The following is a 12,053-nucleotide window of genomic DNA, read 5'->3' as shown; positions in this document are numbered from 1 at the left end:
ACTGATCTGTCGGTGGTTGCATACTGTCACTATTTGGAGGTCCCTGCTCGCAGGGGTTCTCTGCGGCTCATGCATCACGTGCTTTCGAGGAAGAGGCCTCCAGTGGTGTGTGCATGAGGGGTGACATGCCGAGAACGACTCGTCGTTCATTGAAAAGCAGAAGAAAGGGTCATGACATGACTAGCAGGTTCGCGGGGGAATCCCGCAGGTGGCTGAAGGCTGTCACGACGACAGCAGCCGCCTCAGCACTAGTCCTCGGGGGAGGGATCGCGACGGCGACTGCCGGCCACGCCTCCGGCGAGCACGACGGCCACGGCGGCGGTGACGCCTCCGGCCAGCACGACGGCGGCCATGATGGCGGCCACGGAGGCGGTCACGACGGGCACGAGGGTGGCGACGCCTGCGAGTTCTTCCTGGAGCACATGTGGGCCAACGAGGATGGCATCCCGCTGCTCGGAAGCTTCGCCCACGTGAACGAGTACCACACGGATCCGGACTACGAGAACCTCGTCCTCTCGCTGGCCAGCGGCGCCATCGGAAACTCCGAGATGCCGATCATCGACATCTACGGCGGCCCCCTCGGATGGATTCCGGTCTTCAACCCCTCACACGTGAAGGGCCACAACACGGACTACGTCACGCTGCTCACCTCCTGCGGAGGCATCGGCATCCCGCTGGACAGCAACGACCTGACGACCCTGGACGTCCCCTCGGCCGATGAGCTGGCGGACCTCTCGGACCTGATCGTGCCGGGTCTGCCGTCGCCGGAGATGATCACGGATCCTGACTACCTGTGGGAGACGACCGACGCCTCCGCCATCCTGGACCGGGTCACACCTGAGACGCTGCTCAACCTGGAGGAGTACGTCGGCTTCGCCGGGGACCACTTCGACACCTGGCGCCTGCTCTGGGAGACCGCGCTCGATGACGTGACCAGCGGCAACCCCACCGGAACTCTTGAGCTCCTGCAGATCACCGAGAACATCAACACCCTGGAGTCGCTGGCCGACGTCGTCGGTGAGGATGCTCTGGGCGACCTGCTGGGTGAGGACGACCTGGGCGGCCTGCTCGACGCAGGCGACCTGGAGAGCGTCTTGGAGCTGGACGGCCTTCTTGACGAGAGCGGCCTGGGCGGCGTCCTCGACCAGGGCGGCCTGGACGGTCTCCTGGAGCTGGAGGGCGTCCTCGATGAGGGCGGCCTGGACGGCATCCTCGACGGCGGCGGCCTGGACGGCGTCCTGGACGAGGGTGGCCTGGACGGCATCCTGGACGAGGGCGGCCTGGACGGCCTGCTCGAGCTCGAGGGTCTCCTCGACGAGGGTGGCCTCGACGGCATCCTCGACGGTCTCCTCGGCGGAGGCGACTCTGGCGGCCTGCTCGGCGGAGGCGGCCTCGGCGGCCTCCTCGGCGGCGGCGGCGACAGCGGCGATGTGTCCACCGAGACCAAGTACACGGTGCTGCTCTCCGGAACCGAGTCCTCGGGCCTGGGCCAGTGCCAGGGCACGCTGACCGACAACACGCTGACGGTCAACTGCCTGTACGCCGACACCACCTCCGAGGTGACCTCGGTGACTCTGCAGACCGCGGGCAGCGACCTTGAGCTGACCGCCACCGGAGGCACCAGCGGTGCGGCCGGAGGCAGCTTCGAGCTGACCTCGGAGCAGGTCGCCGCGCTGCAGGCCGGCGAGTCCACGCTGACGGTGAGCACCACCGGCTACGCCGAGGGTGAGATCAGCGGCAGCGTCGAGCTGTGCTGCGACTGAGCGCAGCCGCACCTCTGTCAGCGTCGAGCTGACCTGACAGTCGCAAGGGGGTGGAACCCGGGGGAATCCCGGATTCCACCCCCTTCTTCTGTGGGCGCGGCGAGTCCGCAGACGCCATGTGGGTTCAGGATCGGCGCGGAATGGGAGAAGGTAGAGGCATGCGCAGTGACACGATCCGCCTGACAGGCATCTCCGCCGTGGGCCACCATGGGGTCTTCGAGTTCGAGAGGCGGCAGGGCCAGCCGTTCCGGGTGGACGCCGAGCTCGACGTCGACCTGCGCGTGCCCGGCCGATCTGATGCTCTGGAGGACACGGTCTCCTACGTGGGGATCGCCGAGCGGATCGAGGCTGCGATCACCGGTGAGCCGTATGACCTCATCGAGGCGCTGGCCCAGCGGATCGCCGCCGACATCCTCGCCGCCGACGTCCGCGTCACCGCCGCCGCGGTCACGGTCCACAAACCCCAGGCGCCGCTCGAGCAGAGCTTCGCCGACGTCTCCGTGACGGTGCACCGCACCCGCGCGGAGACCGTGGGGGAGCTGGAGCAGGAATCGATGGAGCCCCGCGGCCGGGAGCAGGAGAGCCCCGCACACGAACACGACTCCGGCCGCATCCTCACTCCCACGGCCGCGATCGGCGGCTACGACACCGTGTCCTTGGGCGCAGAGCCCACCGACAGGTCCACAGGCAGGCCCCGTGCTGATCAGCTGCGCGATCCGGACCTCCCCGCAACGTTCCCGGTCCGTGCGGTGCTTGCCCTGGGCTCCAACCTGGGAGACTCTGCGCAGATCCTCGACGCCGCCGTCGTCGCGCTGGAGGAGGGCGAGCAGGTGGCCGTCGTCCGGACCTCCCCACGAGCGCTCACCGCTCCTGTGGGCGGCCCGCCAGACCAGCCGGACTTCCTCAACCAGGTGGTGGAGGTCGAGACCTCGCTCTCGCCGCATGGGCTGTTGGACCTGGTCCAGCGCATCGAGGCCGAGCACCACCGCACCCGCGAGATCCGCTGGGGTCCGCGCACCCTGGACGTGGACGTCATCACCTACGCCGGAGCGCACATCGACTCCCCGCGGCTGACCGTTCCGCATCCACGTGCTGCGCAGCGCGCCTTCGTGCTGCTGCCCTGGTCCTGGATGGACCCCATCGCGCTGCTCGACGGCGTCCCCGTCCGCGAGCTCGCCGCCGGTGCCGCCGACGTCGACGGCGTCCGCCCCGAGGTGGCCCCATGACGCGCCTGCAGCCCATGTGGCTGCTGATCATCGCCGCCGGCTCTGCCCTCGTCGGATTCCTGGCCACGGTGCTGATGGTCTCGAACGGCTACGGCTCGCCGGTGCTGACCCCGGTCTCGCTGATCACTCTCGGAGGTGTCGGGCTGGTGGTCCTCGGCCTGGGCATCGTGGTGTGGGTGGACCAGCGACGCCTCGAGAGCGACGCCGACCAGGCCCGACGCGACGCCGACCAGGCCCGACGCGACGCCGACACCACGGAGGGCCCTGCGGTCGGCGGGCAGCCCCAGCGTCGCGGACCGCGCCCAGGACGACGCCTGCATCCGCTGGAGGCGGCCCGGGTGGTGGTCGCCGCTCAGGCCTGCGGCTACGCCGGAGCGGTGATCGCCGGCTGGCACGGCGGAGCGCTGATCGATCTCACCCCCGCGGCCGGGTTGGCGGCCCCGAATGCGTCCGCCGCGCTGCTGATGATCATCGGCGGCCTGGCGTGGGTGATCATCGGCTTTGTGGTGGAGCACCTCTGCCGCCTCCCCCCGAACAGGGGCGGCGACGGCGGCAGCGAGACCCGGGGAGGAACCTATCGGGACTTCGGCCCGGAACCCGGTGCCGCCAGCGGCACTGCCGCGCGTCAGGTCGTCCAGGTGCCGGGCGACGGCATCCACACACATCCATGGCGCGGCACGGTCCGCGCTCACAGACGAGTAGAGGAGGGGCATGCCGGCTGAACCCATTGACCCGGCGGGAGTCACCTGGACCCGGGTCGACGAGCGCTACATCACCGTCAGGATGATCACCGGTGTGATCGGCTGGGTGGTCACGCTGACGATCATCGCCGTGCCGATCGTGCTGGACATCATCGGAATCATCAGCCTGCCGCTCTGGCTCGAGCTGGTGGTCGCCATCGGTGCGCTCCTCTGGGCCGCCGTCGACATCTTCCTCATCCCCCGCCGGATTCGGGCCATCGGCTACCACGAGCGGCCGGACGACCTGCTGATCCGCCGGGGCCTGCTCTTCCAGAAGGTCGTGGCCGTGCCCTACGGGCGCCTGCAGTACGTGGACATCGAGGCCGGGCCGCTGATGCGCCGCTTCCAGCTGTGCACGGTCCAGCTGAAGACCGCCTCCGCGGCGACCGACGCCGTCATCCCTGGTGCTCATCGGGACGAGGGTGCGCGGCTGCGTGAGGAGCTCTCCGCACGCGGCCAGGCCCGCCTGGCCGGACTGTGAGGGAGACGGCGATGACGCAGGCCGAGACGGGCGAGCCCGGCCAGAAGTGGTTCGACGAGACCTGGACCAAAGTGCACCCGCTGAGCCCGTTCGTGCGCGGCTGGCTCACGGTGATCGCTGTGCCCGGCATCATCTTCGGCTACAACTGGGAGATCTGGGCGGACCTGTGGCACATGTACCGCTCCGGGGAGCTGTGGGACCAGGTGGACCGTCACCCGTTGATCTTCCTGGCCGGGGGCGGGGGGATGCTGCTGCTGCTGATAGTGGTCTTCGGCGGATTCGTGCTCTCCTGGTGGTTCACCCGGTACAAGATCACCGATGAGCACGTGATGGTGAAGTCCGGGATCTTCGTGCGCCAGCACCGGCAGGCCCGGATCGATCGCGTCCAGGCGGTAGACCTACGGCAGCCGCTGCTGGCCCGGTTCACCGGGCTCGCCGAGCTGAAGTTCGAGGTGGCCGAGGGTGACGGCACCGCGGCGACACTCGCGTTCCTGAAGAAGCCCCAGGCCGAGCAGCTGCGTGCCGACATCATGGACCGGGCGTCCGGCAAGGCGCAGTGGCGTCAGCAGCAGGCGGAGGCCGCAGGCACGCCGGCCGCCGGTCCGGCGCACGACGGCGCCCCGCGGCTCGTGTCTCCGCCCGGCGTCGAGGACACGGCCGGGCCCGTTCCGGGCGCCAGCCACCGTGTCGATCCCGGAGGGGCCGTCCCCGGTCAGGGCCCTCACGCCCCGCTGTTCCAGGAGGTCCCTGACCGGGAGGTCACCCGCGTTCCCACCGGCCGGCTGGTCGGGTCGGTGCTGATGGGCTGGGGCACGATCCTGCTGGCGATCATCGCCGGCTTCGGCCTGATCGGGGCGGTCGTCGGCGGCATCGTCTCGCTCGTCATCGGGGTGGAGGATCCGCTTGGGCAGGTCGGCTCGGCGGTCAGCCTGATCGGTGCGGGGATCCTGCCCAGCCTCATCCCGGTGGGCCTGGTGGTCATCACCATGTACTACCAGCAGTTCAGCGGGGGCTTCCGGTTCACCGCGACCATGACCGGGGCCGGGCTGAAGATGCGCTACGGCCTGCTGGAGACCACCACCCAGACCGTCCCGCCCGGTCGGGTCCAGGCGCTGCAGATCCACCAGCCGCTGCTCTGGCGCCCCTTCCGGTGGTTCCGCGTGCTCGTCGTCGTCGCCGGCTACGGGGTCGGGGAGAAGCGATCCGTGCTGCTGCCGGTGGGTCGGATCGAGGAGGTCATGGCGGTGACTGCGGAGATGTTCCCCGACCTGAAGGTCCCCCATCCGGAGCAGGTCGTCACCGAGGGCCTGCTCGGGTCGGGCACGGAGTTCGGCTTCACCGAGGTGCCGCGCCGGGCGCGGATCTTCGACCCGATCGTGCGCCGTCGGCGCGGATTCTTCATCACGCCCAGCGCGCTGATGTTCCGTGACGGGCGGCTCTCCCGGAGGCTGACCCTGATGGCCCATGAGCGTATCCAGTCGCTGGCCCTGCAGCAGGGACCCTGGCAGCGGGCCAAGCGGCTGGCCGACATCCAGCTCCACACTCCGGCCGGCCCGTTCCAGATGCAGCTGTCCAACCAGGACCTGGACGCCGCCCAGTGGCTGTTCGAGCATGAGTCCCGGCACGCGGCCTTCGCCCGCCGGATGAGTGATCGCAACCACTGGATGCTGCCCGAGGAGCTCCATGAGTTCGAACGCATGGTCAGTCAGGTGGGAAGTGGCCCTGGAGGGGAGCCGGATGAACGTCGTGGCTGATCCGTACCCGAGCGGGAGCGACCCGTCCCAGCGGGACGGGCGGCTGGGCGTCGGAATCATCTCCGCCGGCAAGGTGGGAGTTGTGCTGGGCGCCGCCCTGCGTGGAGCGGGGCACCAGGTCGTGGGTGTCCACGCGGTGTCGGAGGACTCCCGCAGCCGGGCCGAGTCGCTGCTCGACGGTGTTCCGGTGCTGCAGATCCCGGAGATCCTGCGCCGCTCGGAGCTGGTGCTGCTAGCGGTGCCGGACGACGTGCTGGGCGAGGTCGTCGCCGGCGCCGCCGAGGCCGGGCACTTCCAGCCCGGACAGCTGGTCATCCACACCTCGGGCCGGTACGGCACCGAGGTGCTCGCCGCTGCCCAGCGGGCCGGTGCGATCACTCTGGCGATCCATCCGGCCATGACGTTCACCGGGCTGAGCATGGACCTGCAGCGGCTCAGCGCCTGCGCCTTCGCGGTCACCGCGCCGGCCCCGGTGCTGCCCATCGCCCAGGCGTTGGTGGTCGAGATGGGCGGGGAGCCGGTGACCGTCGCTGAGCGCGATCGGGGCATCTACCACGCCGCTCTCGCCCACGCTTCGAACCATCTGAACACCATCACTGGGCAGTCCTCGGAGATGCTGCGCCGCATCGGTGTGGAGGCTCCGGACCGGGTGCTGGGCCCGCTCATGCAGGCGTCCCTGGACAATGCGCTCTCCTCCGGGGAGGGGGCGCTCACCGGGCCCATCGCCCGCGGTGACGTCGGCACCGTGGCTCACCACGTGCAGCTGCTCAGCGAGTCGCAGCTGCCCGCCGACGTCCGCACCGCCTACGTGCACATGGCGCGGGCCACCGCCCAGCGCGCCCTGGACCGCGGACTCATCACCGAGGCGCAGGCCGCGGAGATCCTGGACGCGCTCGCCGAATGAGTCGGTCCCACCGGCTCGGCGTCACGCACCCCGGCGGGGCATCGAGGCCCGGACTACGATGGACCGGTGACAGAACCGCAGGTCCTCACCACCGTCCCGGGCTTCCGCGCCGCCCTGGCCGAGCTGCTCGCCATGCGCCGGGATGCCGGGGTAGTCGCCCCCACCGTGGGCCTGGTGCCCACCATGGGTGCTCTGCATCCGGGTCACGCGGCGCTGGCCGACGCCGCCCGCGGGCACTCGGACATCGTGGTCGCCTCGATCTTCGTGAACCCTCTGCAGTTCGACGACGCCGAGGACTACCGGCACTATCCGCGGGACCTCGACGCCGACATCGACATCCTCGCCTCCCATGGGGTGGACCTGGTCTTCGCCCCCGATCTGGAGGAGATGTACCCAGGCCATCCGGACGGGCCCCTGGTGCGGGTCAGCGCCGGGGAGCTCGGTCGCCGCTGGGAGGGAGCCTCCCGGCCGGGACACTTCGACGGAGTGGTCACGGTGGTCACCAAGCTCTTCCACATCATGGCCCCGCCGATCTGTGCAGATGTCAGCGCGAGCTTCGAGGCCTGGTTCGGGGAGAAGGACGCTGAACAGCTGGCGATCATCCGCCGGATGGTCACGGATCTGAACCACGAGGTCACCATCCGGTCTGTGCCGATCGTCCGCGACGACGACGGCCTCGCCCTCTCCAGCCGCAACCGGCGGCTCAGCGCACAGGACCGCGAGCACGCCCTGCAGCTCTCGGCCGCGCTGATCGCCCTGGCCCGCCGGGCCGAGGCGGGGGAGAGGCTGGACCTCAAAGGCGTCGTCGCCGGACTGCAGGCGGCCGAGGGGGTGGGTCTGGACTATCTGGTCGTCGTCGAGCCGGCCACGCTGCGCCCGGTCGAGCTGCCCGCCGACGGCGTGCTCGTCGATGAGGCGCTGGCGCTGGTCGCCGCGCGGGTGGGCCCGGTCCGGCTCATCGACACCATGACGCTGCGCCCTCAGGACGACGCAATGTGACACCAGTCGCAGCAGATGTGAAACAGTTGCTTCATGCATGTAGATCGGGGTGAGTGTCATCCATCTCATCCCCACCCGAGACGAAGGAGCCGGCTGACGTGACCGACACTGCCCGTGAGACCGCCCCCGCCACCACGGCGACCCCGACCTTCCCCTACCTGGACGCCTCCGCGCGCCCCCAGGACGACCTCCAGAAGCATGTCAACGGCGAGTGGCTCAAGACCGCGGAGATCCCCGCGGACCTCGATGCCTACGGCTCCTTCATCGAGCTGCGCGACAAGTCCGAGGCCGACGTCCGCGCGATCCTGGAGGACGCCGCCGCCGGTTCCCAGGACCTGGGGGACGCCACCGTGGCCGCGCGCATCGGCGGCTTCTACGCGGCCTTCATGGACGCAGAGCGTGCCGAAGAGCTCACGCTCGCCCCGATCGAGCCGATGCTCGCCGAGCTCGACGCCGTCTCCACTCCCGCAGAGCTGGTGCGGCTCTCCGCCTCCTGGCAGCGCTACGGCGTGGACGGGATACTCGCGGCCGGCGCCGGCCGCGACGCGGGGAACCCCGAGCGGGTCCTGTGGCACATCGTGCAGGACGGACTCGGGCTGCCGGATGAGTCCTATTACCGCGAGGAGAAGCTGGCCGAGACCCTCGGCCAGTACCAGGAGCACCTCGGCCGCTTCCTGGCACTGGGCGGAGTCGAGGACGCCGAGCAGGCGGCCGCCGACGTCGTCGCCCTGGAGACCGTCATCGCTTCCCACCACTGGGACCGCGTCGCCACACGCGACGCCCAGAGGCGGTACAACCTGCGCACCCGGGAGCAGGTGGTCGCCGAGATGCCGCTGATCACCGAGGCCATCGACGGATGGGCGCTGACCGAGACCCAGACCGCAGAGATCGTCCTCACCCAGCCCGATGTGCTGCCCGCCATGCAGGCGGCGCTCACCGAGCAGCCGCTGCAGCACTGGAAGCACTGGCTGCGCGCCCAGCTGCTCCGCTGGGCCGCGCCGCTGCTGCACTCGGCGCTGGTCGAGGAGCACTTCTCCTTCTACTCCCAGGTGCTCTCCGGCGCCCAGCAGATCAAGGACCGCTGGAAGCGCGGCGTCGCGCTGACCAACTCCTGCCTCGGTGAGGACGTGGCGCGGATCTACGTGCAGCGTCACTATCCGCCACAGGCCAAGGCGACGATGGATGAGCTCATCGAGGCGCTGATCGAGGCGTATCGGCGTTCCATCTCCACGCTCGAGTGGATGGGTGAGGAGACCCGCGCCAAGGCCCTGGAGAAGCTCGAGGCCTTCCGTCCGATGGTCGGATACCCGGCGCGCTGGCTGGACTACAGCGACGTGGAGGTCGATCGCGGCGACGTCGTGGCCAACGTCATCAGCGCCGCCGTCGCCGAATGGAACCGGGACCTCAAGGAGATCGACGAGGGCCCGGACCCAGAGAAGTGGCACATGACCCCGCAGACGGTCAACGCCTACTATCACCCGCTGGAGAACGTGATCTGCTTCCCCGCCTCGATCCTGCAGCCCCCGTTCTTCTCCGCCGAGCGGGACATGGCCACCAACTTCGGGGCCATCGGTGCGGTGATCGGCCACGAGATCGGCCACGGCTTCGACGACCAAGGTTCCCGCTACGGCGCCGACGGCTCGCTGACGGACTGGTGGACCGAGGAGGACCGGGCCGCCTTCGAGGAGCGCACCGCCGCGCTGGTGGAGCAGTACTCTGAGCTGGCGCCGTCGGTGGCACCGGAGCACCATGTCAACGGTGAGCTGACCCTGGGGGAGAACATCGGCGACCTCGGCGGGCTGGGCATCGCGCACCAGGCCTACCGGATCTGGCTGGACCAGCAGGGCATCACGGAGTCCGACGACGTCGTCGAGGGCCTCACCGGTGACCAGCGGTACTTCTACTCCTGGGCTCAGGCCTGGCGGCAGATCGTGCGCCCGGAGCGGGCGATCACGCTCATCAGCATCGACCCGCACTCCCCGGCGGAGATCCGCGCCAACCAGGTGGTGAAGAACCTGGACGCCTTCCACACGGCGTTCGGCACCACGGAGGGTGACGGGATGCACCTGCCTGCGGAGCAGCGCGTCACCATCTGGTGAGCGGGTCCGGGGCGGCACGCGTAGAATGGCACACCGTGAGTGCTCAGAACCCCGCCGCATCCGGTACGAAGGACATCGACACCAACGATCAGCGCGCTGTGCGCATGGACAAGCGCGCCCGGCTGCTTGCCGACGGCGGTCAGCCCTACCCGGTGGCGGTGGAGCGGACCGCGTCCCTGGCGGAGGTCCGTGAGCGCTTCCCGGACCTGGAGCCCGGCGCCTCCACCGGGGAGACCGTCTCGGTCACGGGGCGGGTGATGTTCGTCCGCAACACCGGCAAGCTGTGCTTCGCCACCCTGCAGGAGGGCGGCCCGGAGGGGCGCGGCACCCGGCTGCAGGCCATGCTCTCCCTGGCCGAGGTCGGCGAGGACGCCCTGGCCCGCTGGAAGTCGCTGGTGGACCTCGGGGATCACGTGCAGGTTACCGGAGAGGTGATCGCCTCCCGCCGGGGCGAGCTCTCTGTGATGGCCAGCAGCTTCGAGGTGGCCTCCAAGGCCATCCGGCCGCTGCCGGTGCTGCACGCCGAGCTGAACGAGGAGACCAGGGTCCGTCAGCGCTACGCGGATCTGATCGTGCGTGACGAGGCGCGTGAGATGGTCTATCAGCGTGCGGCGATCACTCGGTCCATCCGTGAGACTCTGCACGGTCACGGGTACGTCGAGGCCGAGACCCCGATGCTGCAGCTCATCCACGGCGGGGCCCAGGCGCGGCCCTTCGCCACCCACCTGAACGCCTTCGACCAGGGCATGACCCTGCGCATCGCCACGGAGCTGTACCTCAAGCGCGCGGTGGTCGGCGGGATCGACCGGATCTTCGAGATCGGCCGGGTCTTCCGCAACGAGGGCGTGGACTCCACGCACTCCCCGGAGTTCACCACCCTGGAGTCCTACGAGGCCTGGGCGGACATGTACACCATGGCCGACCGAATGCAGGAGATGATCCTTAACGCCGCTGATGCGGTGGGGGCGGGCCGCCAGATCGAGACGGAGCAGGGTGTGGTGGACCTCGACGGCGACTGGGCGTGGGTCAGCGTCTACCCGGGCCTTTCCGAGGCCGTGGGGGTCCAGGTCACCCCTGAGACCGACGTCGAGACGCTGCGGAGCATCGCGGAGCGTCACGAGGTGAAGGTCGACGCCGCCTGGGACGCGCAGAAGCTCGTCATCGAGCTCTTCGGCGAGATCGTCGAGCCGACGCTGATCCAGCCGACCTTCGTCTGCGACTACCCGCCCGCCGCCCAGCCGCTGGCCCGCGCACACCGGGAGAAGCCTGGGGTCATCGAGGCCTGGGACCTGATCATCGGAGGGATGGAGCGCGGCACCGCGTTCTCAGAGCTGATCGACCCGGTGATCCAGCGCGAGCGACTCATGGAGCAGTCCCGCATGGCCGCCGGAGGCGATGACGAGGCGATGCAGTTCGACGAGGACTTCCTGCGTGCGCTGGAATACGGGGCCCCGCCCATGGGCGGCATCGGCCTGGGTATCGATCGTCTGGTGATGCTGTTCACCGGGGCTGGAATTCGCGAGACGATCCTGTTCCCGCTGCTGAAGCCGGAGGCTTCCGAGGCTGGTTCTGACGCCGTGGAACCGGCCGCGGAGAACGTCGGCGCGGAGCGGTGATGAATTCTGAGATGACCCACAGTGTCATAATCGTGGACCGAACCTAAGCATAGGCAGGGAATGACATGGAGACTTTCTGGACCTACTTCGAGGTGCTGGCCCCGTCCATCGGGGTCGGACTCATCTTCTGGCTGGCGATCCGTGCCATCTTCCGGGCCGACCGGAAGGAGCGCGCGATGGAGACCGACGTGCGTGAGGAGATCCTCGGCGGCGCCGAGGAGCCGCGTCATGACGGGGATCAGGCCGGTTCGGCTGTCTCGCCCGGCACCGCTGGCTCACCGCGCTCCTGAACGTCTCTCGCACAGGGCCCGACAGTCGTCTCCGACTGTCGGGCCCTGTGCTGTGTCCAGCGGCGGGTTGGACGATGCATTCTTTTCTCTGCTTTCCTGGGAGAACCCTGAATGATCCTCGGTTGACGATAATTGCTTTTTCTTGAAACACTTGAAGCGACATGGGTGTATGTCGGGGGAA

At 69.3% G+C, this 12,053-nt stretch carries 10 protein-coding genes; all 10 read left to right on the top strand.

Features of this window, described 5'->3' with window-relative positions; genetic code table 11:
- The first annotated feature begins 176 nt into the window (after positions 1 to 176).
- A complete protein-coding gene (locus tag ODE13_RS11620) occupies positions 177 to 1,763 on the top strand; it encodes a hypothetical protein (RefSeq protein WP_322479422.1) in 1,587 nt (528 codons plus the stop codon).
- Positions 1,764 to 1,921: 158 nt separating this feature from the next.
- The gene (gene folK / locus ODE13_RS11615; protein ID WP_322479421.1) at positions 1,922 to 2,989 is read left to right on the top strand and encodes a 2-amino-4-hydroxy-6-hydroxymethyldihydropteridine diphosphokinase; all 1,068 of its coding nucleotides are present in this window, start codon (positions 1,922 to 1,924) and stop codon (positions 2,987 to 2,989) included.
- Positions 2,986 to 3,711 carry a DUF3180 domain-containing protein gene (locus ODE13_RS11610; protein ID WP_322479420.1) on the top strand — a complete coding sequence of 242 codons (726 nt, stop codon included), beginning with the start codon at positions 2,986 to 2,988 and terminating at the stop codon, positions 3,709 to 3,711. Before folK ends, ODE13_RS11610 begins: the two co-directional genes overlap by 4 nt.
- A complete protein-coding gene (locus ODE13_RS11605; protein ID WP_179541563.1) occupies positions 3,701 to 4,210 on the top strand; it encodes a PH domain-containing protein in 510 nt (169 codons plus the stop codon). Before ODE13_RS11610 ends, ODE13_RS11605 begins: the two co-directional genes overlap by 11 nt.
- A gap of 11 nt (positions 4,211 to 4,221) precedes the next feature.
- Complete coding sequence (locus tag ODE13_RS11600) at positions 4,222 to 5,964, top strand: PH domain-containing protein (protein WP_322479419.1); 1,743 nt, start codon at positions 4,222 to 4,224, stop codon at positions 5,962 to 5,964.
- Positions 5,948 to 6,868: a Rossmann-like and DUF2520 domain-containing protein gene (locus tag ODE13_RS11595; RefSeq protein WP_322479418.1), complete on the top strand. Its 921-nt coding sequence runs from the start codon at positions 5,948 to 5,950 to the stop codon at positions 6,866 to 6,868. Before ODE13_RS11600 ends, ODE13_RS11595 begins: the two co-directional genes overlap by 17 nt.
- A gap of 66 nt (positions 6,869 to 6,934) precedes the next feature.
- Entirely contained in the window at positions 6,935 to 7,867 is a 933-nt protein-coding gene (gene panC, locus ODE13_RS11590; RefSeq protein WP_322479417.1) for a pantoate--beta-alanine ligase, read from the top strand.
- A 98-nt stretch (positions 7,868 to 7,965) separates the two neighbouring features.
- Positions 7,966 to 9,966, top strand: a complete 2,001-nt coding sequence (locus ODE13_RS11585) for a M13 family metallopeptidase (protein ID WP_322479416.1) — start codon at positions 7,966 to 7,968, stop codon at positions 9,964 to 9,966.
- A 35-nt stretch (positions 9,967 to 10,001) separates the two neighbouring features.
- Entirely contained in the window at positions 10,002 to 11,582 is a 1,581-nt protein-coding gene (gene lysS, locus ODE13_RS11580; RefSeq protein WP_322479415.1) for a lysine--tRNA ligase, read from the top strand.
- A 65-nt stretch (positions 11,583 to 11,647) separates the two neighbouring features.
- The gene (locus ODE13_RS11575) at positions 11,648 to 11,872 is read left to right on the top strand and encodes a hypothetical protein (protein ID WP_322479414.1); all 225 of its coding nucleotides are present in this window, start codon (positions 11,648 to 11,650) and stop codon (positions 11,870 to 11,872) included.
- The last annotated feature ends 181 nt before the right edge of the window (positions 11,873 to 12,053 follow it).

The sequence above is a fragment of the Nesterenkonia sp. HG001 genome, from assembly GCF_034438835.1.
In the GTDB taxonomy this organism is placed as follows: domain Bacteria; phylum Actinomycetota; class Actinomycetes; order Actinomycetales; family Micrococcaceae; genus Nesterenkonia; species Nesterenkonia xinjiangensis.
Note: the sequence above shows the minus strand (reverse complement) of the source record. Positions and strands in the feature narration are given on the sequence as shown.

Bases quoted from the DNA above. Each gene is read 5' to 3' on its own strand.
- ODE13_RS11620 (WP_322479422.1), top strand. From the start codon at position 177: ATGACTAGCAGGTTCGCGGGGGAATCCCGCAGGTGGCTGAAGGCTGTC.
- folK (WP_322479421.1), top strand. From the start codon at position 1,922: ATGCGCAGTGACACGATCCGCCTGACAGGCATCTCCGCCGTGGGCCAC.
- ODE13_RS11610 (WP_322479420.1), top strand. From the start codon at position 2,986: ATGACGCGCCTGCAGCCCATGTGGCTGCTGATCATCGCCGCCGGCTCT.
- ODE13_RS11605 (WP_179541563.1), top strand. From the start codon at position 3,701: ATGCCGGCTGAACCCATTGACCCGGCGGGAGTCACCTGGACCCGGGTC.
- ODE13_RS11600 (WP_322479419.1), top strand. From the start codon at position 4,222: ATGACGCAGGCCGAGACGGGCGAGCCCGGCCAGAAGTGGTTCGACGAG.
- ODE13_RS11595 (WP_322479418.1), top strand. From the start codon at position 5,948: ATGAACGTCGTGGCTGATCCGTACCCGAGCGGGAGCGACCCGTCCCAG.
- ODE13_RS11575 (WP_322479414.1), top strand. From the start codon at position 11,648: ATGGAGACTTTCTGGACCTACTTCGAGGTGCTGGCCCCGTCCATCGGG.